This is a genomic window from Nocardiopsis sp. NPDC049922, assembly GCF_040660275.1.
GTDB lineage: Bacteria > Actinomycetota > Actinomycetes > Streptosporangiales > Streptosporangiaceae > Nocardiopsis.
The window spans coordinates 1-20,094 of record NZ_JBFAME010000032.1 but is presented as its reverse complement, the minus strand read 5'-3'; the positions used below and the strand labels follow the sequence as shown (position 1 = coordinate 20,094).

Annotated in this window: 25 protein-coding genes, 2 other RNA genes and 1 pseudogene; 2 read left to right on the top strand and 26 right to left on the bottom strand. The window is 54.8% G+C overall.

The annotated features are described in order from the left end of the window. The 25 genes and pseudogenes from AB0I72_RS27435 to AB0I72_RS27315 form a co-directional block, all read right to left on the bottom strand. The coding region (locus AB0I72_RS27435; RefSeq protein ID WP_358573747.1) for a hypothetical protein at positions 1-330 on the bottom strand (330 nt) is incomplete at its 3' end. Between the two features lie 117 nt (positions 331-447). Next, on the bottom strand, positions 448-708 hold the full coding sequence (locus AB0I72_RS27430; protein WP_358573746.1) for a hypothetical protein: 261 nt from the start codon (positions 706-708) through the stop codon (positions 448-450). Positions 709-806: 98 nt separating this feature from the next. Then, on the bottom strand, positions 807-1,061 hold the full coding sequence (locus AB0I72_RS27425; RefSeq protein WP_358573744.1) for a hypothetical protein: 255 nt from the start codon (positions 1,059-1,061) through the stop codon (positions 807-809). 466 nt (positions 1,062-1,527) lie between these two features. Then, positions 1,528-1,592, bottom strand: an RNA gene (locus AB0I72_RS27420) — hammerhead ribozyme type II. Continuing rightward, complete coding sequence (locus tag AB0I72_RS27415) at positions 1,593-1,868, bottom strand: hypothetical protein (protein ID WP_358573742.1); 276 nt, start codon at positions 1,866-1,868, stop codon at positions 1,593-1,595. Between the two features lie 23 nt (positions 1,869-1,891). Next, an RNA gene (locus tag AB0I72_RS27410) (hammerhead ribozyme type II) lies at positions 1,892-1,956 on the bottom strand. Positions 1,957-4,533: 2,577 nt separating this feature from the next. Beyond that, complete coding sequence (locus tag AB0I72_RS27405; protein ID WP_358573740.1) at positions 4,534-4,824, bottom strand: hypothetical protein; 291 nt, start codon at positions 4,822-4,824, stop codon at positions 4,534-4,536. Between the two features lie 124 nt (positions 4,825-4,948). After that, positions 4,949-5,371, bottom strand: coding sequence for a deaminase (locus AB0I72_RS27400; protein ID WP_358573737.1), 423 nt, complete (start codon positions 5,369-5,371; stop codon positions 4,949-4,951). Continuing rightward, positions 5,371-5,784 (bottom strand): SLOG family protein, encoded by a 414-nt coding sequence (locus tag AB0I72_RS27395; RefSeq protein ID WP_358573734.1) that lies wholly within the window; start codon positions 5,782-5,784, stop codon positions 5,371-5,373. Before AB0I72_RS27395 ends, AB0I72_RS27400 begins: the two co-directional genes overlap by 1 nt. Before the next feature lie 484 nt (positions 5,785-6,268). Further along, complete coding sequence (locus AB0I72_RS27390) at positions 6,269-8,041, bottom strand: DNA polymerase (protein WP_358573732.1); 1,773 nt, start codon at positions 8,039-8,041, stop codon at positions 6,269-6,271. 574 nt (positions 8,042-8,615) lie between these two features. After that, entirely contained in the window at positions 8,616-9,350 is a 735-nt protein-coding gene (locus AB0I72_RS27385; RefSeq protein WP_358573730.1) for a phage antirepressor, read from the bottom strand. Beyond that, a complete protein-coding gene (locus AB0I72_RS27380) occupies positions 9,347-9,718 on the bottom strand; it encodes a hypothetical protein (protein WP_358573727.1) in 372 nt (123 codons plus the stop codon). Before AB0I72_RS27380 ends, AB0I72_RS27385 begins: the two co-directional genes overlap by 4 nt. A gap of 206 nt (positions 9,719-9,924) precedes the next feature. Continuing rightward, positions 9,925-10,608, bottom strand: coding sequence for a hypothetical protein (locus AB0I72_RS27375; RefSeq protein WP_358573725.1), 684 nt, complete (start codon positions 10,606-10,608; stop codon positions 9,925-9,927). Positions 10,609-10,643: 35 nt separating this feature from the next. Further along, positions 10,644-11,420 carry a metallophosphoesterase gene (locus AB0I72_RS27370; protein WP_358573723.1) on the bottom strand — a complete coding sequence of 259 codons (777 nt, stop codon included), beginning with the start codon at positions 11,418-11,420 and terminating at the stop codon, positions 10,644-10,646. Next, positions 11,417-11,710, bottom strand: a complete 294-nt coding sequence (locus tag AB0I72_RS27365; RefSeq protein WP_358573720.1) for a hypothetical protein — start codon at positions 11,708-11,710, stop codon at positions 11,417-11,419. The genes AB0I72_RS27370 and AB0I72_RS27365 overlap by 4 nt, the downstream gene beginning before the upstream one ends. Continuing rightward, positions 11,694-11,969: a hypothetical protein gene (locus AB0I72_RS27360; protein WP_358573718.1), complete on the bottom strand. Its 276-nt coding sequence runs from the start codon at positions 11,967-11,969 to the stop codon at positions 11,694-11,696. The genes AB0I72_RS27365 and AB0I72_RS27360 overlap by 17 nt, the downstream gene beginning before the upstream one ends. Next, a complete protein-coding gene (locus AB0I72_RS27355) occupies positions 11,959-12,174 on the bottom strand; it encodes a hypothetical protein (RefSeq protein WP_358573715.1) in 216 nt (71 codons plus the stop codon). Before AB0I72_RS27355 ends, AB0I72_RS27360 begins: the two co-directional genes overlap by 11 nt. Further along, positions 12,167-12,754, bottom strand: a complete 588-nt coding sequence (locus AB0I72_RS27350; protein ID WP_358573713.1) for a toprim domain-containing protein — start codon at positions 12,752-12,754, stop codon at positions 12,167-12,169. The genes AB0I72_RS27355 and AB0I72_RS27350 overlap by 8 nt, the downstream gene beginning before the upstream one ends. Before the next feature lie 34 nt (positions 12,755-12,788). Continuing rightward, positions 12,789-13,007: pseudogene (locus tag AB0I72_RS27345) on the bottom strand (CHC2 zinc finger domain-containing protein); the annotation flags it as partial. Further along, positions 12,979-13,368: a hypothetical protein gene (locus tag AB0I72_RS27340; protein WP_358573710.1), complete on the bottom strand. Its 390-nt coding sequence runs from the start codon at positions 13,366-13,368 to the stop codon at positions 12,979-12,981. The gene AB0I72_RS27340 and the pseudogene AB0I72_RS27345, both read right to left, overlap by 29 nt. After that, positions 13,334-14,170, bottom strand: a complete 837-nt coding sequence (locus AB0I72_RS27335) for a DnaB-like helicase C-terminal domain-containing protein (RefSeq protein ID WP_358573708.1) — start codon at positions 14,168-14,170, stop codon at positions 13,334-13,336. The genes AB0I72_RS27340 and AB0I72_RS27335 overlap by 35 nt, the downstream gene beginning before the upstream one ends. A gap of 288 nt (positions 14,171-14,458) precedes the next feature. Beyond that, a complete protein-coding gene (locus AB0I72_RS27330; protein ID WP_358573706.1) occupies positions 14,459-15,256 on the bottom strand; it encodes a PD-(D/E)XK nuclease family protein in 798 nt (265 codons plus the stop codon). A gap of 304 nt (positions 15,257-15,560) precedes the next feature. Further along, the gene (locus tag AB0I72_RS27325) at positions 15,561-15,731 is read right to left on the bottom strand and encodes a hypothetical protein (protein ID WP_358573704.1); all 171 of its coding nucleotides are present in this window, start codon (positions 15,729-15,731) and stop codon (positions 15,561-15,563) included. 682 nt (positions 15,732-16,413) lie between these two features. Next, on the bottom strand, positions 16,414-16,605 hold the full coding sequence (locus tag AB0I72_RS27320; RefSeq protein ID WP_358573701.1) for a DUF397 domain-containing protein: 192 nt from the start codon (positions 16,603-16,605) through the stop codon (positions 16,414-16,416). Beyond that, a complete protein-coding gene (locus AB0I72_RS27315) occupies positions 16,602-17,423 on the bottom strand; it encodes a helix-turn-helix transcriptional regulator (protein ID WP_358573698.1) in 822 nt (273 codons plus the stop codon). The genes AB0I72_RS27320 and AB0I72_RS27315 overlap by 4 nt, the downstream gene beginning before the upstream one ends. Before the next feature lie 960 nt (positions 17,424-18,383). Here AB0I72_RS27315 and AB0I72_RS27310 point away from each other — a divergent pair. Together AB0I72_RS27310 and AB0I72_RS27305 are read left to right on the top strand one after the other, a co-directional pair. Beyond that, positions 18,384-18,785 carry a hypothetical protein gene (locus AB0I72_RS27310; protein WP_358573696.1) on the top strand — a complete coding sequence of 134 codons (402 nt, stop codon included), beginning with the start codon at positions 18,384-18,386 and terminating at the stop codon, positions 18,783-18,785. 48 nt (positions 18,786-18,833) lie between these two features. After that, a complete protein-coding gene (locus AB0I72_RS27305) occupies positions 18,834-19,154 on the top strand; it encodes a DUF397 domain-containing protein (protein ID WP_358573695.1) in 321 nt (106 codons plus the stop codon). Positions 19,155-19,208: 54 nt separating this feature from the next. On the opposite strand, the gene AB0I72_RS27300 is transcribed toward AB0I72_RS27305, so the two are convergent. Beyond that, on the bottom strand, positions 19,209-19,952 hold the full coding sequence (locus tag AB0I72_RS27300; RefSeq protein WP_358573692.1) for a protein phosphatase 2C domain-containing protein: 744 nt from the start codon (positions 19,950-19,952) through the stop codon (positions 19,209-19,211). Positions 19,953-20,094 lie beyond the last annotated feature (142 nt).

Sequence of the window (20,094 nt, the reverse complement as noted above, 5' to 3'; positions counted from 1 at the left end):
CAAAATTTCTTCACAATAGCTACACTCCGCATGACATGCCGTGTCGTTCTCGCCAATAATGAGGTGACTAGTTTCTCCGCATTCATCGCACTCCGCAGAGACAACAATCTCGGCACGGAGGTACATGTCATACACGTACTCCCAATCTTGACTAGTGTTGATTGCGTGGATGATAATGCTGTCGCTCATAATTTGGTTTACCAGCCAAATCACAAACGATTTCGGGTAGTCCTTCGCCTGATCACTGTAGAACTCATATTCTTCCGACCAATCCCAGTACTTCTCTGTGGTCGGGGGGTGAACAGAAATGCGACCATAGTCGTACATCATCGGGTTATCCATTAGTCCTCATTTTCCCCTAATCCGACACACCGCGTTGCGTGTCATTGCGGCTAGGGAGGAATCGAACCTGCCCAAGGCAACCATGCCTAGCCTGCCTAACTGGCGTTAGACATTGTGAGCGGGTTTACCTTCGGAAAGAATCCGCCCACGGCATTCTTCACATGCACAGACAGAACGGTATCCTTGCCTCTTTAATCTGTGGTAAGTGCGCTTAAGATCGTCCGTGGAATCGACACTCAAAAGAACCCATCCGCAACCTTCTTCCCACTCGAATTTTTGGAATGTATAGCGTTCTTTGCCGGTTTTGAAGAAGAGAACCATTTTAGGATCAAGCGAATTAGGCTTGTCTTTGTGCATGATGTTCATGTCTTCCCCATTCTCCTTGTGTCGCACAAGTCGCGACAGTGACTAGGGTGGGATTTGCACCCACCTAAAGCACTTCGCCTAGTCTGCCGTTTCGGCAATTAGTCGTTTTCCATAAACGACTCTTCCATGAGTTCATGGGCAAGGTAGAGGTTTTGAGTGTGGACAGTGGCACAGTCGCAGGTCTGAATGAACGGAATGCAGTAGCGGACGACATACCAACCGCCCATGATTCCGATAACGTCACCACTGACATTCTCGTCAAGGTCTACGGCACGGCAACTGTGCGGGCCGATCTTCTCGTGAATGACAGGCTTGAGAACGGTCACAGCGTCGCCTTTGTTGAACTCAGACATGAGTTTCCCTATCTCCCATGGGTCACCCGTGTTGGTGACAGTGGCTATGCCAGGAATCGAACCTGACCAATGGTGGCCACACATAGCCGACCGCTTTAGAAGTCAGAAATTTTCGCGAACTACTCCACTACGCGGACCGAACGAAAGACGAAACACGGGATCGGCAGAGTGCCACCCCTCAGAATCGACCGCGTAAACGTCCATGTAGTCGTCAAGAGACGTGCCAGGGAAGCGGAGCCACTTACTGTCAGACATTCCGGTGATCTGCCCATCGTCGTTGAAAATGGGTTCCGAAACGTCGTCATTCTGTGCGTGGTATCGCCTACGAAACGACTCAACTACGTCCGCAATGGTGCTAAATGCGTCTGCACTGTCTTCAATCGAGAAAGACGAAAAGCCAGGGCCGTTGTACGTGGCAACGTAGCGAACCTCAGACACGACCATTCCCCATCCATAGATTCTCTGATCATGGCTACCATCATCAGACAATGCCCACCACGGCATCACGACGCCCGTTAGGGCGTTTCGGTTTTAGCTCTTGAAATACGCACGGTTGTAAGTGCGCATCATCACGGATTTTTCCCCGCCCTCAGCATCAATGGCACGGCCAAGGATGTAGGCGTACACAATTTCCGGGAACATGCCCATCATTTCCCGAATGCGATTCTTTCGCCATTCAAGCTCCTTGTCTCCCCCAAGTTCTCCGACGTACATAAGAGAGTCATGCACGTAACGACCATCAGAAGACACGTAGTGCGTCAAGTATCCGTCGTTGTGGTCAAGGGTGAGAGCTTCATTTTCAGGCACAATTATCCCCTTCTATTAATTAATATAGGCTAGCTTCATCAGGCACAACCCACCACAGTTGCGCGACGCCCTAAAGGGCGTTTCGCCTTAAATCCTTTCTGCCTTAGCCTTGCGGACACACGTCTTGCACGTCTTTGAGTCCGAAAGAATCCAGTTTGCGCTAGAGTCTCCCGCGTGTTCCACGCGCTTTCCACAGTAGGAAACTGTTCCCAGCTTGGGAGGGTTGGCATCAAAGTACCGCGCCATAACGTGCCGTTTGCCAGTTTCAGAAACTCGCCCATAGGCAATCATTCCAGGGTGCGCAATGGGCCTGCCACGGACGTCCACAATGGGGAGAGACATGATTTCAACGGGCTTCCCGTCAACTGTCAATTGAGAAACCACGCTCGCACTGAAATTCACGTATCCACGATCCCCGAGAATGTAAACCACATTCCACTCACCCATGACAGAGGCACGGCCAATGACGTCGGCATAGCCATCGTAACTACCGGGAGCGTAACCCCGGAAATCGGCGCGAAAAGCAATCTTAATGTTGTTGACAGACATTCTTATCCCCTTTTTGCTGTGTTTCTGGTTTGCCTAGAACATTTTGAGGGACACGTTCCGGATGTCACTCAAAGCGTCATCCCAACGTGTAGGCTCAACTTGGAATGTATCCAGGAATTCTCCGGTATCACTATCAAAAGTGTAAATCTCGTAATCAAAAACATTGGTCACGTAGTTAACCGGATAATCCACATGAAACAGAACCATGTTGTTTCTCCCATTGCGTAGGCAATAGGGCACACATCGTGTGTTGCTTAGGCGAACCATGATTGCGTAATCCTGCCGACACCATTGCTGTTACCCTCCGGACTAGACTGGAAAGCAACCATTTAGCCTAAGGCTGTCCCAATGTGTACCCGATGCCCAAACAAGGCAAAAGATGATTCTGAACAGACATAAAATCTGCCTACCCGCTCGACCCGAATAGTGGCGCAAATGTCATTAAAGGGAATATGGGAATGGTGACTAGGCAAACTGCCCTTGCCAGCATGACCGGCCGTCGCAACCCAGAACGGGAATTACGCTTGAAAGTGACGACTGTTGATCGAACATCCGGAGACTCCCGGACAGTGAGCCTAGCCACCTATCACTATTCAGAATTTCCGCCCTAGTGGCGGTCAAAGCTCGGCGGGTCGCGTCTACATCTACGCGGTTGCTGTTCCCAGCTCCCGTGTGACTTTGGGTCGCTCCCGTGTCGCCTGCCTCGGTTGCCCGTTGCGTCGTTGGCGACAGGCAGAACACTAGGGCGGTTATACGGATGATCACAACTCAAATCCGTGTACAGACAGTGACACTCAGTGAGAAAACATACTTTGACCTGGGAACTAAATAATCGTAGGAGAATTTTGAGCGGGGGCGAAACTAGGACAAATCGGGCATATACAGGTGATCACTTAGGCAGGGTCTAGGGCATGTCTCCCCTACGTGGGTAGGGCGTTGGGCTCTAGTGGCCTAGGGCGCGTCCTAGCGCGTCCCTAAGCGTTCGTAGGGCGTTCCCTGGGGAGGGGTTGGGTGTGCTCGCCTAAGGCGTCTGTAGGCCAGTAGGGGAGGGTCGGGATAAGGCACCCCCACATAAGGCCACCCTTAGTGACATAGGCCACACACACATCATGGGATTGGTAAGGCTCGCCTTAGTAAGGCCCATATATAAGGCCCCTTTTGTAAGTAAGACTTCTTATATACATGTGTGCTGAGTCACACTACCTGTGTCCTGCGATCAGTACTCAATTAATAGAATCGTATGAACACAGCTTTACAGTTTTTCTTAGTTTGTAACGCTGACTGAATCAATCCTAGTCAGTTGAGCACGTGATCAGCACGTGTCACATGCGTGTTGGTGCGCCACTAGCGCACCTCGTGTCTGTACCTAGAGACACAGCAAGTATGTCTTGCGTAGATTGTGTGTGTCCTGGTTAAAGGAATCGCGGCCAACTCATACGATACTATTAAACTCCTACTCACTAAAGTTGGACGCGATTCCTATATAACACCGCGCCGAGAATCTAAATACTCCTGCCCAAAATAGCCCAATACGCATATATGTCTATCCAGAAACAGGGCATGAAATTATCTACCAATAGACCTGGGGTAACCCCAATAAGAAAACTTCTCAGACCCCGCCGGGGGCTGGGTTCTGTCTCCGTATACGGGTCTGGGACTTTCAAATTTTAGAAACTTTCCGCTACAAAACCCCAGTAAGCATAGAGTTTCTGAGGGTTACAACAGGGTGGAAAAACTGGGGGTTGTTTTTGGGCATGAAAAAGCCCCCGGGAGGATGAGACCCGGGGGCTTTGCTTCATCAGTCCTCAAGCTGGGGCCTGGCAGAGCCCGTGATTGAGCTAGCTCAAAGACTGACGATGGAACCTTTCACACAAAGCCCAAGATAGCACACCCGTAGGATCAAACGACATGATCCGGGATCAATCTGGACACAAGAAAGCCCCGACCGTGAGGCCGGGGCAGGTGGTATGTCCGGTTTGTGGTTGTTGCGACTACTGGGCACGAATCGGCCTTCTCGGCAGGCAGCTCGTTCCGGCCTCGTTGCCAACTTCCTCCAGGAGCAGACAGGCCCCCGGAGGCGGGGAGTCGTCGGGGGCCTGTCTGACACACCCTCTGCCTACGACTGGGGGCCTTTCTTGGCTCGCCGCAAGGTCGTCCACATCCCCTTAGCGGCTGACAGCACCTCTTTTGGGGTGGCCGCACTGTCTAGGTCGTGCTTGTACTGCCGCATCTGCTCTAGCCCTCCGGGGAGCTGTGCGAGCTTGACATACAGCTCCCACGCCCCTAGCAGTGCCTCCCTGCGTTCGGGGTCATCGCGGCTGTTATCCATCTGATCGTTGAACTTGAACAGCTCATCCGCGCTGCGCTCCTCTAGAACCGCCTGTACGTCCTGAATCCTGTCGTGCATGGATCTACGGTAGCTGTCGGCCGAGAGGGACACGGGCACTTCTCCGAACTCACCTCCTGGCGCTCCTGGGGACACCTGGCGAGGCTGACGGACCGTGAGGCCGGCGACTACCGGCCGTAGACCATCACAGGAGCATCGACCTAACCCCCTCCCCCTCAGGGGAGGGCCACAAGACCTTAGACAGGCCCGAGCCTTCTAGGAGCCTCGTGCACTCGGGACATGGCTCGTGGGTCACGTACATGACGGAGCCGAGTCGATCGTCTCGGGAGCTATACAGGAGCGCGTTAGCCTCTGCATGGATGGCGATACAGAGGCCAGGACCAGAGCTGTAGCTACTGCCTGACTCAACCTCGCTCCTCGCCCTTGGGCACGCTCCATGAAGGCATCCCATCCGTCTGGGTGGTGCCCCGTTATAACCGGTGGCTTGAATACGCTGATCGGCACTGACGATGACCGCGCCAACCTGGCGACGTGAGCAATCAGCACGTCTTGATACGGCCTCAGCAATTCCGAAGAAGTATTCGACCCATGAAGGCCGCTCATCCACTACATCCCCCAATGGTATTCGACAGAGATTCCCTTAGCTCCTGCGGTGGTCGCACAGTGGTGCGTTCCTGCGTTCTTCTCATCATCCCTTGGAAAGGCCAGACACACAGCCTCTAAGTTGGCTACACGAGAAAACATCAGAGCCTCATCCACCATGAAGGCGTTACGAATCGGCCCGGCCTTACGGCCGTACTTGTCCCAATCGGCCGAGAAGACTCGACATCTTACACGAATGTCGTTTTTGTACTCATAAGCCCAATCCCGGACGAACTTGTCCGCTCCTGTAGGGCAATCCCCTACAGCAATCTGTAAGACCTCGCCCCGTTTAACTGACTCCCGAAGACTCTCATTCAATTTCCGTCTTACCCGGATCTTGTTCTCAAGTTTCCGGGAACCTGTCACAATTACCAGCATCAACCACCCCCAAGAGCCCCCTCCCGAAGGAGGGGGCATGAACTGTCAGATATCCTTTTCAACTAACTCAAGGAAGTTAATAGCGTCATCTGACAACCACTCAACACGGTTAGTCCAGTGGCTATCCGTTTCTGAGTCGTCCACGATGTTCACAAGCTCCTTGAGAAGGATTACCGCCCTCTTAAGGTGATCCTCATTAGACATAAGCATCGTGCCCTTCAAATCCGCACATTAGGCATTCCCAATCAACTCCATACTCGTCCTCGTAAACGAGCACAACGTCTCGATGGACACACTCCTGCATGCGGTAGCTCCTAGGAGTTAAGAGACTGAATAAGGGTAATCACGATCCATGCCCCGCCTGTGAGGATTACAGCCGCCAACATGGCCAGGAAGAGGAAAAGAACGACTGTGCATCCGATGGTTGTCGCCTTTTGCAATGCTCCCTGGTCCTCCTTCTGAGGGTTGCGAGGTAGCGTCACGCCTATTCCTTTCCTTCATAGAGACTTCCCCAGCTTCGCCCCCCGACTTCGGGGTCCGTGCTGATTTCCACGCCCTTGAGGGTCTGTGTCATCACTCGCCCAATCTCATGAGCGATCTCGTCGGCCTGGTCCTGAGGGACCGAGGCCACGATTTCGTCATGCACAGGCAATCTCAAGTACTCAGAAAGTCCGGCCTTGTCCAGCATGACGAGCGCACTAGCCGTTACGTCCCGGCTGGTTGACTGAACCATGTAGTTTGTCGCTGAATAGGCCCTGTCTTTGTCCACGTAGAGCCTCCGCCCCGTGGGAGTGACCACATACCCGTAGCCCTTAGCTCTCTTGGCCACCACCTTAGAGAACCTGTCAACGCCCTTGTAGGTGAAATTGAAGGCGTCAACTACTTTCTTGGACGTCTTCTGGTCGATTTTGGCCTGAAGAGCCAGGGCCTTATACCCTCCGCCGTAGACCGTCAAGAAGTTCGCCATCTTTCCGACCTTGCGGGGGACTTCGGCTGCGTCTGCGGTGATCTGATGAAGATCTGCGCCCTCCTCAAACGCCCTCTTCATCACTTCGTCGCCCGACAGCGCCGCCAAAACCCGTAGTTCCTGAGCCTTGTAGTCGATAGAGGCTGTCAAGTGGCCGGATTCGGCCAAGAAACACTTACGGATCGCCGCCTCTGAGCTGGGAAGCGTCTGGAGAGCTGGCCTAGTGATGCTCATACGGGCCGTTCTGGCCTTGAGGGAGTTGATGCCGCAATGGATACGGTCGTTCTCGTCCCTAAGATCCAAGAAATGATCAACATAGGCCGATCGCCATTTACCAGCCCTCTTAGCCCTCTGAATAACTACCGCTAGGCTGTTCCCCTTCTCTTCGAGGGACTCTAGGACCCCCTTATCAACTTTCCATCTACCCGAGGGAGTTTTTTCGGTAAGCTTCACACCCTGAGCAATGAGCGCTTCCGCCACCTGATCCGTTGAGTTGATGTTTTCAACACCAAGGTATCGGGCTTCTGCCTCGCACTCCTCCTGGTCACTTAGATACTCTTCGCGAAGCCTCTCCGTGTAATCAACATCCACCAGGTATCCACGATGCTCCATCTCGGCACAGATGCGAGCCACTTCATGCTCAAAATGTACCAACAACGCTGATTCAGCGGGGATCTTGGGCTTGAGAATCTTGTAGAGCAAGTACGTGAGAATGGGGTCCATTCCTGCGTACAGGTTGTATGTGGTGTGGTCAACGGGCACCACTGACCACACCTTAGATTTGGTGGTCTTAAGTTCCTTCGCCAGCTCCTTCATGCTCGCTTTTACTTCATCAGCGACCTTCCGACTGATGTAAGCGCCTGTCAGCGCTTCTAGACTGTGACCGGTTCCTCCTTCCTTTTGGTCCCGGGAATCTACCAGGTGAGCCAGGATGTACGTGTCAACGGTCTTGCGATAGAGCGACTTGAGATCACAGCCGAAGTGCTGGGCTGCAATGGAGAGGTCATAGGTAGCATTGTGGCATACGATCTCGTCTAGCACTTCAAGGGTTCGCCTCACGTACCAGACATACCGAGGGCCTTTCTCTACTGGGATCACGTAGGACTCATCCGAGTTCCCAAACTGCGCCAAGCGAACACCGAAACTGGGCGTGTACACCCCTAGCCCTGTGGTTTCCGTGTCGTACGCCAAACTGCGACGATTCCGACTCACAAAGTTGGCAAACGATCCTAGATCATCTTCATTTTCTACTACGTTGATCCTTTTTGAGCCGTAACTCAGGTTGATCATGTCAACTTCCCTGGGGGTGGGGAGGCCCCGAGCGGTGGGGCCTCCCATTCACACATAGCTACGAGTCAGCGAACCCACTTAGGTGGGCAAGTGCGGGACTTCTGGGGGCACATCCATGCCTTCCACGGACCCTTAGCACTAACGCCCTCTCGGAACTCGTAAGGGCCATGCTCGCAAGACTGGGGAGAGCCACCCGCAGGAGCACTGGGGGCGGGAGCTGCGGGAGCCTGAGAAGCCATCTGAGGGGTTTTAAAGCCGCTTCCGCCCTTGGGTGCGAACAGTTCGGCGGCCTTCCTTACGGTCTCGTGAAGCCCCGCCCCGAACGACTCCTTGATGGTCTGGTCGATCTCAGCAGAGTTGGAGCCGTGGAACACGATCCACGGGGCTTCATAGCCAGCCCCGCCCTTGAGGGTCACGACAATCTTGTCACCGGAAGGGGTCTCAGTAATAGCGCTCTCCTTCTTGGGGGTGATGGGAACTACAGGGGCCTTCTCGCCGTCCTGGACCACGGGGGCCGGAGGCTCGTCGGGAGTCAGAGCGTCGCCCCACGGGTCGCTAGAAAAAAGGTCGTTCATTAGTGACTCTCCTCAATGATCTTGACAAGGTCTTCACAACCCTTGGGATTAATGCGAACTTGTGGATAGGTGACCCGTTCCCCACTTTTAGCCGTTCGAGTCTTGACCTTCCGAACTAGCCGACCGTTATCCACATGCTTCTGGTATGGCTCATTTTTGCGGTCGATCCAACCGATTGAGCGGAGAAGTCCAAACAGACGATCTCGGCCGATTGGATATCCAGACCGGGAAATAATCTGTGCCGCCTCCCGAACACTGTAATCTCCCTTGCTGTCGGCAAGTTCAATCCAAGCCGTAGCCTTAGGCGTAAGTTCCTTAACCTTCTCGGTTGCGGCCTCTAGTTCCCGTTGCTGAACGGCAGCCAACTCCAGGGCCTCCGCGAAGGTGCCGGGCACCTGCGGTGCTCCATAGCTGCCGGTCTTGCGGATACTAGGAATCACTTCATGAGTAACCCATCGCTTAAATGCCTTGGCCACAGGCTTCCTGCTCCGGAGAATCAGGGAGTAAAGCCCAGCTTCGTTAACCACATAAGTATCCTGCTTCCTGCCCAAGGCATCGGTGACCGGCATAGTATGCCGCTCATCTTCGTCAAGTTTACGAAGGGACGTCCTAAAGTCAGAGAGTCCAAGGATCTCGCATACATCAGATGCAACAAACCACGGAGCCCCGTTGATCAAGAAAGTCCGAACTTCCCCAAAATCATCATTATTGAAAATTTCAATCTCAGTACTCAAGCGCCCACCTTTCCAGTTACGTCCTTGGCGAACTCCCTGAGGTACGCCAACTGGTATTCATCCTCTTCAAGGACATAAGCCTTATCCACCTCATAGACGCCAATCCGAGCGCCATGCCTAAGGAGCTTTGGAAGAAATCCACCAAACCAAGAGAAAAGATCTCTCATGGATCGAACCGCGATGGAGCACCCATCCGGACCATGCAAGGCGGGATGCCGGTTACTGCGCCACCAGGAATGCGCCTGACCTAGCTCGTAGAGAAGATCGTTAAGTTCGTCGGACATATCTCCATCGAAGTCTCGATGACAGTTATACGGCCCCACATAGCCGCCGTTCCGGTGAGGGAATTCAACGCGGTAGACCTTCATCACAAGTCCTTAAGGCTTGATGTTTACAGGGGGTTTTGAGTGCAGTTATCTTCTACCGAGTCAGCAACTAATTTGCTGGCTTCTTCGCATCTTTCGGATGGTTTTCACAGTCAGGCCGAGAGCCTTGGCTAGCTTCTGATCGGACACAAGACCAGACATCTTCTTAATGACGTAGTAGTCGCCCAGCACGGGTTTACGCTCGGGCATTAGTACATGTACTCCATGAGCTTCTGATAGCCAGAAACAGAGTCCGACGCGCTTTGACTACCACTACCGGAGTCACCAAACTCATCGTTCATTCGTCCCGTTGGCCGGTTACCGATCCGAGGCCCCTCATGCGTAACCGTCTCGTACGTCATCTGACGGTTCTTCCGCTCATTCACATATCCCGTAAGCAACTTGATCGCCTTAGAATGTAGGTTTTGCTCGCTGCGGGAAAGAGTCTCTTCGTGGTAGTACTTTCTAGCAAGCACGGCCTTATGAGACTTACGAAGAGCAGAGAAAGCACAATCCAAATCCAGGAAATCAATCACAAGACCGGTGATGCCTACGCTGGCATCTTCCAGCTTTGCCACATCTCCTACCGACCTAAAATAGTCAGGCAGGATCTTCTTAAGGTCTTCGGACGAGTACATATGCTGATCCGAGAAGTGGATGTACCGATTGAGCTCCGCCTGACAGTAGCGGTGCCCAGAACGCTTGTAAGCGCTGAATAGGATTGCAGAGCCCCTGTCCTGAGCGTTAGCAAATGCCTTGTTGCGCTCCATAAGGTCTAGAAAGATCGCCTGTGCGACGTCTTCCTTATGAAACCTTCCGGGGTACCGATTGGCTACGATGCTTGCCGCCTTATGAACGTCCTTCACCACCTCATCGGTGATAGAAAAATTCATGGCTCTCCTTACAGGTGATTATTACTAGACAAAAATCAAGCGGCCTTGGACTTGCCATCAAAAACAAACCCGGAGGCGACAAACGAACCATTCTTGTGGATGGGAATCAGCTCGGGGGTGACAGAGGAGCCATCGACGTGCATAATGGCGAAACCCTTTTGCCAGTTGGCAGATCCCGCCCTCAGGTACCCGGCCTTCTTGATGTCCATGAGGTTGCCTACCTCAATGCCGGTACGGGTGTGCGTCTTGCCCCGGTACCCGTACGTCTCAGAGCACTGCCCCAAGCGGTGAGTGTGCCCCTGGACCACGCTCTTGCCGATCTTGTTTGCGGCTCGCATTGCAGACCGGCCTGCGATACCTGAGAGCGGCAGGCCGAGGTGTCCGTGAGTCATTACCCAATCAGGGGCAAAATCGTAGAAACCCCGGAGGGTCTCAATCCCAAAGCCATCAAAGTCTAGAAGGGTCTCGAAATGAAACTGTTCGGACTCGGCAAGAGCCGGGGCATGCTTCTCAAGGTACAGCCGAGGCCGTTCGTCGTGGTTTCCTTCGATGACCTTGATTGGACCGCTGTACGCCTTCCTCAAAGGCTCTAGAAAGCTCTTCTTCGCATACTCAGAGTCCTTGAAGATGGACCCCTCAAACTCCGCCCTGGTGTCCTTACTCCACCGTGACGGCTGGGGGTAGTCCATGAGATCCCCGATGTGCACCACCTCATCGGGCTTGTAGGTGGAAATGAATCTGACGACGTTCCGCAGTGCCCGACGATCCTCATACGGGATCTGAGTATCAGAGATGACAAGGATTCGCTTCATACAGACACACCCAACTTTTGCCGATCGACATTTCCAAGGTATAGGTGGATTTCGTAGGAGTCGGGCATTTCGGGGTCCGTATGGACAGTGAAGCGCCCTGAGCTGTTAAACAGGATTCGACCATCCCGGGCCTGTTCGGCAAGAGAGGAGATCATGTCTTCAATGTGTGCCTTAAGCTGTTCGGCGTTCGGAACACCAGCCTTTCTGTTGGTTCCGTGCAGCCACCCCTTAAGAGCAAAGATCATGGCTACCTCTTCAAAAGAAAGATCCATATCAAAGGCTTCGCGCATACTTTGCTACCTCCTTCGCTGGCGCGTTGAAAGCGCTGATGGCCTCTTGAAGGCGCTTGAGTCTGATGTCAGTCATGACCGCATACACAATGAGGTCTTGGACTTCTTCGCGGGCCATAAGCACCAGGTCGGCAAACGGCATCTCCTCAAACCTCTGAGTATCGCCGTATGAGTACTGCGAGTTCCCAACACCCACCACCCGTTCCTGACAGGCCGCAATCGTTGCGTTCACCTCCCGGGCGAGGTCTTCACTCGTCATCGTCTGCATCTCCAATCGACAGAAGTCGAACGGCTTCGGTATCAAGGTCGAGAACGACGTAATCCACCGAGTACTCAAAGAGGGGATCAATTCCGCGAGCCCACTCCCGAGCGGTGATGTGCTCAAAGTAGATCGGCCAGTCATCCGCGTACTGCTTGAGTGCCGCAATGAGATCGCCAACGGTCTTGATGGGACTGTCAGCCATTGATACCTACTTTCTGCTTGAGCCCGGATGCCCCGTGCTCTCTGAAATATGAGTTCACGTCCCCGCCAGTCATGGGGATCATTCGGACGTTCTCTAGCGACTCCGAGATTTTCCGGGCGAAGTCTCGCCCTGGCTCATCGTCGTCATGAAGAACGAAAACGGCTCTGTATTGAACCAGGAGTCGCCACCAGCGCTTTTGCCATGCCTGAGCCCCGGGAATCCCTACGGCCGGTAGGCCGCACTGTATAGCCGTCATGGTGTCGATCTCGCCCTCACAGACGACGATCCCTGACATGTCCACTTCAAGGCCAGCGGTGTTGTAGATCCTGGGAATATCGGCCGCCATGCTCATGTACTTCGGCCCGCCACTGCCGAACAGACGGCGGAATCGCATGGACACGATATCCCCGTCAGGAGTCAGATAGGGTATGGCCAAATGGCCTCTTACGTGTTCGTGGCCGGGAAGGGGAGTTTCCACGTATCCGAGTCGGAAACGATCGACTGTTTCCCGCGTTAGCCCCCGCTCCCCCGTCAAATAGCCTTCTGCGTCCGGACTTAGGTCGGCTTGATACTTGCTCATAGCCTGGACCAAGAATTTCCTTTGCCCGTCGCTCGGCACTGGAGTAATCAATAGATTCTTTCCAAGCGATGAGGGTTACGGCGTTACCTTTAGCTGGGCAGGAATGACAGTGGTATCCGGAGTAGCAAACACTAGCACTGGCGTTCTCGTCGCCGTGAAACTCACACTTGATGCTCTTCCATCGCGAATCAGGATGCAGTTCCGGAACGTCAAACCCGTAGTGTTCAAGTATTGGCCCAATCGGAAGGCTCATAGCCTAGCTCCTTGAGCTTGCTTTGCATCTGTTGATGCTCTTTGATGAGATTGAACCCCAGTGTGATGGTCATGACGAAGTAGCTATGTGAGACGTTTTTTCCGCGCTGTTTGACCAGCACTGCATACCACGGCTTCCCGGCATTAGCGGCCTCCCGCTCCGCCTCCCTCAACCACTCTGAGAGCCTGATGGGAGATCGGTCCTTGGCCTCTAGAGCCCAGTCCCTTACCCCTGAGAAATCACTCTTATCGTTCTGCCCTTGACTTCCCAACCGCTTAAGGCGGGGAAACCATGATCGACCGAACTTCTCCAAGTCGGCCTCGTACCTATAGCCCCTCGCCTTGGAGGCTCGGCCACTCATCCGTATTTACCCCTCCTTCCAAGTCACTGATATCCATACGACCCAAATCACAGCGAAGGCTGTAAACAAGGGAGCCACCGGCCGAAGCCTTTCCAAAGCGGTTTTTCACTACGGCTACGCCCAAGGCTTCCGTCCCCATCTCATCCTCATTCCTGAACAGGGTGAGAACGAGGACAGGCAACTTGCTGACCTTGTTTCGCAGACCGGACAGGGGGACCGGTTCGGTTCCCGAATCGTATTGACCGGTTACATGGTGAAGGACCACCACGCATGCCTGTGTAGTCCTCGCCAGTTCATGCAGGTAAGAAAGAATGCTTTCGTCCGCTTGGTAGCCTTCTCCGTCGCCATCTGAGGTGATATTGAGTAGGTTGTCAACGACGATGATCTCAGGCCATTTACCCCACAAGTCCGCATAGCACAGAACGGTTTCCTCAATGGAGTCAAGGGTTAGGGCTGGATCAAAAATGAATCGCAGGTTAGATACCTGATTGAGGGTCTGGTCGTACTTGCCAGACCTCAAATCTTTCTGAACCTCAAGGATGGGATCTCCCGTGATCATTGAGGCTGCCCTAGCGGCCTGCGTGATCTCGTCCGAGTCAGCAGAGAAATACAGGCCGCTGGAGCCGCTTCTAATCGCGAGAGCGAGCGCTAGAGCACTCTTGCCGACGCCGGGACCGCTGGCCACCATATGCAGTTGACTACGGCGAAACCTCACGGTCCCGGCTGACAACGTTTCCCACACGTCCTTGAGGGGTTCGCCTGCGGAGCGGGCTGATTGTCTCGCCCGCGTCAGGTGAAACATGATCCCTCAAATAATAGTATCGTAGATACAAACTATACGCATGATCATTATTTATACGGATGATCATTACTCGTTAAAAGTAAGTCGGTGGCACCACGCCACCGCATCGAGACGCACCCCAGAGGAGCACAGTCGGCCGCCGTTCCGTCTCGATCAGATCCACTATGAAGTACTCAAGAAACCAGTGGCCCTCAGGGCTCCCGGGGGAAAGCTCAACCGGGTTTCCCTGTCCACATCACCCGACTATACGGATGATCATTACTGCTGTCAAATCAACGACTTTGTGAGCTAGGACACATACGCCGGACAGTGGGGTCGGACAGGGCATGCGAAGCAGCTCCCGGGGTTCGGCAGAAAGACCTCTTCCCGAATCCCTGCATCCAGGTTGGCGAACCAGTAAGACACCTGTGAGTGATCATATTTCATCAGGTCGATGGGGGCTGTAGGGCCGCCCTTCTTTGAGAGGTAGAAGTCACCCCATCTAATATCCAAATCAAGAGCGTCCTTCATCGCCAGCCTATAGACGACTAGCTGAATCGGCCAGGCGGGTTCATTCCCCGTCTTGAGGTCGCGCACCATGAGAGTCCCGGTTTCCCGGTCTTCCACGATCTGATCAATGTACCCGACAACATCCACGCCCCCGATGGTGAATCGAAAAGGGACTTCAATAGCGGGTGTGCCATCGGGCATATCCATGATCGTCATTCGGGGGTTCGCCTGCATGTCGAGAATGTAGCTCTCAACCTGATCTAGCCCGAGCTGGTAGCGGTCATTAATGTCTCGCTCAGCGGCCTTTCGGCCGCCACGCATCCAACGGGCGATGTCTGGTTCTACGTGGCGGGCCTTGGCTATCTCAGTGTCCCACCTCTCCCGGTACGCCTCTTGCGTCTGGCGGACGCTCAGAGCCCGTCTGGAGCGCTCGTACGCCTCTACCCCTTCATGTACTGCCAGACCCTGAATGGTCCACGCAGCTTGCCTTTGAGGTGCTCGTACGACCCTCTCTAGTCGGTATCGTTCGGAGCAGTTAGCATAAGTACTAAGTTGGGACACTGAGCGATGTTTCACCGGAGCCTGTATGTCAAGCATTGTGTGCGGCCTCCGTGGTCGATCTCGTCATTTACAAACATATAATCCTCACTAATTTCGTGCCTCATGCAGTGTGCTACAAAACTCTTCTCCTTCTCTGTTGAGTCAAGTCCGTGGATAAGGTAAGCGTGTTCACCATCAAAGGTGAGAGAGACCGAACCAAATTTCTTGGGTTCGGGGACGACGTCAGATTTTGCGGTCACTGGCCACTCCGGGGAATCATGGAGAAGGGGGTATGGGTTAGCTGGGGGGCTCACAGCCCCCGCTTTCCCATTTTCCGAACCGTGGGGGATTGAGGGGGCGGTTACACCCGACGCAATAGATCCTTAAGGAACCATGCTTTCGGGTCCGCCTTGGTCAGCTTGAATCCGCCAAAAGGCGACACCTCTTCGCCTTCATGGTCTGGCGAATAGTCGATATCTTGGCCGTTGGCTACAATCGCCTTGGCCCAGTTTTCAGCGGTCTTGAGCTTCACTGGGCTTACATCTTCTCCATGAGCCTTCCGGGATAGTACCCTTATGTACTGGTGAGGGGCACTCTCTTGGTGATCGGGCGCAATGATCCAGGGGAGATCGTGTTTTACTTTCGTCTTGGTGAGACCCATCCTCTTTTTTGCTCGCATCAATGTTGGCTTAGAGACCCCGAAGTACTGCATAAGGTCATCGGTGGACCAACCAGCCTTTACCAGGGCAGCTAGTTCCGCGTCGTCAATCTTCCTGGGCTTAGACACCGCTACAAGCCCTTTCCTTAGTCGCGTCTAGGGATCTATTTGTGACACTGGTCCCTCTCACACACGCAACTATACGGATGATCATTGCAGATGTAAAACTGACTGTCTGTGACCTAGCTCACTCCCCCCTGCGCCCCGTGTCTCGATCGTCACATATATGACGATCCTACAACCGAGTTCGGTTCCATCGAACACTCGTTCGAGTAGTGATCTATGACACTACACCCTGCCCTGTCAACGTGGTACCGAGTACCGAAGCCTAGCGAGCCCATGTGACAGTCGGGTGAGTACACGTACTCAACGCGCGATGGGACCGAGAGGCTGTACCTACCCCTCCGTCGTATCAGCGCGGAGGAGAGTCGCGCTGGGCACAACGAAGCCCCCCGGCCGGGAGGCCGGGGGGCTGGTCCAGGAGGAGGGAGCTGGGCTACTCCGAAGTCTTCGCCACGGACGCCAGTTCAGCGAACGCACCCAGGGACAGGCCGATGGCCCCTAGGCCCCGGTTCTGGGTGTCGCGAACCTCCACTACCGGGCCGTGTTCCTCGTTCATGCGGACCTCTACGCAGTTGCCCGCGCCGCCAGACGAGAACGAGGACTTAGCCCACTCTTTCGAGATCATTGAAGTTCCATCTCTTCCCTAATTGACGAAATCAGACTAATGGACGCTTCCGAAGGAAGAGCAGAGCCCATAAGGTTCGCCCAAACAGTCTGATACCCTTCCACTACTTCCTGTTCGTCTGACGGATCGCTCGAATACCTAGTTTCCGTGTAGGCAAGCGTTCCTTTTTCCGGGTGCCGGAAGATCAGGAAACCACCATCAAGCCCATGATGCTCCACGCTGTTCATGGGGATCACCTGGACTGTTACACGGGGGCTCGCTGCCAGCTCCAGGATACGCCCTAGCTGGGCACACAGCACGTCACGGCCGCCCACAGGACGCCTCAAAACGTGTTCCTCAACCACAAACTGTAGCTGAGGGCAACGCTCTGAGGTCAGCAACCTCTGTCGTTCCATCCGGCCCTCTAGCTGCTCTGCCGTCTCTTCTGGAGAGTGCGACTTAGGCCCATGACTCAGCACTGCCGAAGCGTACCCCTCAGTCTGTAGCAGTCCAGGGACGTATAGCGGAGCGTATTCCCTAATCACGATGGACTCTCGCTCCACCTCAACCACGCCAACGAACCACGAGGCATACCCAGCCAACCGGTTCATAGAGTGCCACAGGTCAGTCAGCGCCCCACCTGTGATCAGGATGCGGTCAAGTTCTGCCAAATCATCCGCTGTTGGCCTCCGTGTCCCTTTCTCGTAGCTGCTCAGGGTGGACTGAGCCCGGCTGAACCCCGCAGCAATGACTTCCCTCTGCGTCATCCCAGCTTGATCGCGGTACCGCTTGATTGCAGCACCGATCCTACGCGCTCGCTCTCCATCACTAAGTGTCATGTGACCACTATTGACCACAACCTGATCACAAGTCAACACACCTGATTCGGATCAGATCCGGATCTGTGCACTCACTGGCGTGTGATCAGACTGTGTTGGAGCATCAATCCCATGAGCACGCGACCGATCCCCCTCGCTCCCAGTCACACGGGCCTACGTACCGCCCTGCGGGTGCTGGGGGTGTCTTCTTCCACGGGCATCCACGGCACCGCTTCCGGCCGGTGCGGGTTCCGGGGGCCCCACACCAGCGTGGTTGTCTCCACTCGCGGCAAACAGATATTCATTTGCATCGACGCCTCCGGTCGCGAGTTCACCTGGGAACATAACGGGTCTTCCTTCGCTTGCAGCACAAGCACTGAGAACACCGCCGCCGCAATGATTGCCAAGACTATGGAATCCGATGCAACCTGGAAAAAACCGAGATAGAGAAAGATCGAAATCAAAGTTACACGACTTGTCCCGCCTACTTGCGAAAGAAGGCGTAGACCATTGGACGGACTTCTCAGGATCTCCAGTCATCTACGCTCATGGTGCCTGCGTGAGATACCGATGGGGCTTTTTTGAGGTGACAAAGAACGCCCCATTGAGGCCGGACCCGGAGAAGACCACTGTCACGAACATAGAAGAAGCTCTATTCGTTGCAGTGAAGTACACCGGAACGTCGCCGCTCCGCATGTAGGAAGTGCACCACCAAGGCGGTACAGGCGGCAGTTTGCTCCCTGCGCTCTGTGATGGCAAGCCACCTACGGAGGTTTGAACTAATGCACCTCGTTCACCGGATTAAGCACATCGTCTCAATGGGGTATTGGGCCTGCCCGAAAGCTGGTTGTCTCTTCGCGGCGGACAGGCAAACGGCCCACAAGTGCCCCATGAAGCTGTGACACAAGACGACCCCCGCAGGTGCGGGAACACCTGACAGGGGTCACGCCAATCCTTTCGCCGTAACCAAAAGGACCAGCTATGACCGATCTTACCAAGTTTCTCCGGTACCTTGCCGCCCTCGGATCAGCGGCCATCCTGGCGACTGTCTCCCTCATCGCCCCCCATGTGGCCATCAGTTGGGCACAGCCGGACGTTCGTCGTCAGACTCCCGCAGAGACCCCAACTGAACCCCTGGACCTCTCAGACTTGTTCTCAGGGTCGTCTATCCCTATCCCTCGGCGTAGCGACGACCGCCTACCAAACTACGCCCGCCCCTACGTCGTGTGGGGCGAGAGCGACGACGGCACCCTGAGCATGAGCGAAGCCGCCCGCAGGATGGCAGAGGACAACCGACGCAGGAACGCCCAAGCTTCCGAAGTCCTGCCCGACTCTGACCCTGATCTGCTGCTCCGAGCCCTGCGGGGCCTGGAGACGCTCTAGCTGAATAAAGCATCCCCCTTCGCCCGTCCTGCGAAGGGGGAATTCGCCATGTTTAAATTCAGTTTTCCACCCGAAAATTTGTCACCTTGGGGCTATAGATTTGTTTCCTACGGTCGTACTAGTCTCAAAGCACATCCCCCGCTCGTTCGACACGAAGGGAAGAAACTTATGCAGGCACCTCCGGGCACTGCCACTTTCCGGAAGTCCAGCTACTCCGTGGATCAGCGGAAGATCCGTCAGTGCGTCGAGGTCGGTGAGGTGGGTGGCGAATCCACTCGGTACCTCCGTGACTCCGTGAACCCCGACCACGGCGCGTTCGCTCTCTCGGCTGGTGAGCTGGCCGCTCTTCTGAGGACCGCCACCGCCTAGCCACAGGCAGCGCGGAGGCCCCGGGGCGGTTTGCCCCGGGGCCTCCGTCGTCTCCTAGACCAGGCGGGCAATCATGATGGCAATGTTGTCTTTCCCCCCGGCCGCCATAGCGGCCTCAAACAGCGCTTGCACAGCGCTCTGATCGTCCCGAGCCTCTGAGATGATTTTTTCCATCTCACCGCGCCGAACTAGATCTGAAAGGCCATCGCTGCACAGGAGCCAACTCCTACCTGACTCAGGCCCCCCATGCGGATAAACGTCCGCTTGACTGCCTCCCAAAGCCTGAGTGATGAAGTTGGTAGGCTCTTGTTCTCCGTCTTCCCCAACAGGCCGAGGCGGCGAGTCATCTTCCGTGATTTGGATCAGCTTGTGCCCGTCCAACCTGTATACGCGGGAATCACCTGCGTTGAACCAGTGGACACCGTTCCCCGGGCTGACCCATAGCCCGGCGATCGTTGAACCCATCCCGGCGAACTCTTCGGCAACATTGGCATGCTCTGTCAGTTCTTCGTTGATGATCTCCAGAAGCCGAGGGATCTCACTCGGACTCTTCAAGTCCGCCCCCTTGTCCGCCAACCTCTGACAGACATGGTTTGAAGCGATCTCCCCGGCTGTGTGGCCGCCAATGCCGTCCGCTACCGCCAAGAACAGGGGTTCGTTCAGCGGGAGGCTCACACGGGCGGGAGCGTGCATCTCATTGCCACAGAGAGTCCACCCCAACGTCATGCGGTCCTCGTTGACCTTGCGGACCTTGCCCGGGTGTGTGAGGACTGTGACGACGACTTCCCCGGCTGTCATGGGCTTGCCTCTCCGGTCGTGTACCTGGATGAGGTCACGCTACCGGCCGGAACCCCACCCCGGTAGGCGGTTGGGGAGCTGCTCTTGACCGAGATGGCTGACCGTAGGTTATGGTGCTACATAGCCCTAAGGTCGCCTTGGC

Bases quoted from the DNA above. Each gene is read 5' to 3' on its own strand.
- AB0I72_RS27390 (WP_358573732.1), bottom strand. From the start codon at position 8,041: ATGATCAACCTGAGTTACGGCTCAAAAAGGATCAACGTAGTAGAAAAT.
- AB0I72_RS27380 (WP_358573727.1), bottom strand. From the start codon at position 9,718: ATGAAGGTCTACCGCGTTGAATTCCCTCACCGGAACGGCGGCTATGTG.
- AB0I72_RS27355 (WP_358573715.1), bottom strand. From the start codon at position 12,174: ATGGCTGACAGTCCCATCAAGACCGTTGGCGATCTCATTGCGGCACTC.
- AB0I72_RS27375 (WP_358573725.1), bottom strand. From the start codon at position 10,608: ATGAATTTTTCTATCACCGATGAGGTGGTGAAGGACGTTCATAAGGCG.
- AB0I72_RS27315 (WP_358573698.1), bottom strand. From the start codon at position 17,423: ATGACACTTAGTGATGGAGAGCGAGCGCGTAGGATCGGTGCTGCAATC.
- AB0I72_RS27395 (WP_358573734.1), bottom strand. From the start codon at position 5,784: ATGCTGGTAATTGTGACAGGTTCCCGGAAACTTGAGAACAAGATCCGG.
- AB0I72_RS27335 (WP_358573708.1), bottom strand. From the start codon at position 14,170: ATGTTTCACCTGACGCGGGCGAGACAATCAGCCCGCTCCGCAGGCGAA.
- AB0I72_RS27320 (WP_358573701.1), bottom strand. From the start codon at position 16,605: ATGATCTCGAAAGAGTGGGCTAAGTCCTCGTTCTCGTCTGGCGGCGCG.
- AB0I72_RS27300 (WP_358573692.1), bottom strand. From the start codon at position 19,952: ATGACAGCCGGGGAAGTCGTCGTCACAGTCCTCACACACCCGGGCAAG.
- AB0I72_RS27340 (WP_358573710.1), bottom strand. From the start codon at position 13,368: ATGAGTGGCCGAGCCTCCAAGGCGAGGGGCTATAGGTACGAGGCCGAC.
- AB0I72_RS27305 (WP_358573695.1), top strand. From the start codon at position 18,834: ATGTTTAAATTCAGTTTTCCACCCGAAAATTTGTCACCTTGGGGCTAT.
- AB0I72_RS27310 (WP_358573696.1), top strand. From the start codon at position 18,384: ATGACCGATCTTACCAAGTTTCTCCGGTACCTTGCCGCCCTCGGATCA.
- AB0I72_RS27330 (WP_358573706.1), bottom strand. From the start codon at position 15,256: ATGCTTGACATACAGGCTCCGGTGAAACATCGCTCAGTGTCCCAACTT.
- AB0I72_RS27370 (WP_358573723.1), bottom strand. From the start codon at position 11,420: ATGAAGCGAATCCTTGTCATCTCTGATACTCAGATCCCGTATGAGGAT.
- AB0I72_RS27425 (WP_358573744.1), bottom strand. From the start codon at position 1,061: ATGTCTGAGTTCAACAAAGGCGACGCTGTGACCGTTCTCAAGCCTGTC.
- AB0I72_RS27360 (WP_358573718.1), bottom strand. From the start codon at position 11,969: ATGACGAGTGAAGACCTCGCCCGGGAGGTGAACGCAACGATTGCGGCC.
- AB0I72_RS27350 (WP_358573713.1), bottom strand. From the start codon at position 12,754: ATGAGCAAGTATCAAGCCGACCTAAGTCCGGACGCAGAAGGCTATTTG.
- AB0I72_RS27430 (WP_358573746.1), bottom strand. From the start codon at position 708: ATGAACATCATGCACAAAGACAAGCCTAATTCGCTTGATCCTAAAATG.
- AB0I72_RS27365 (WP_358573720.1), bottom strand. From the start codon at position 11,710: ATGCGCGAAGCCTTTGATATGGATCTTTCTTTTGAAGAGGTAGCCATG.
- AB0I72_RS27405 (WP_358573740.1), bottom strand. From the start codon at position 4,824: ATGCACGACAGGATTCAGGACGTACAGGCGGTTCTAGAGGAGCGCAGC.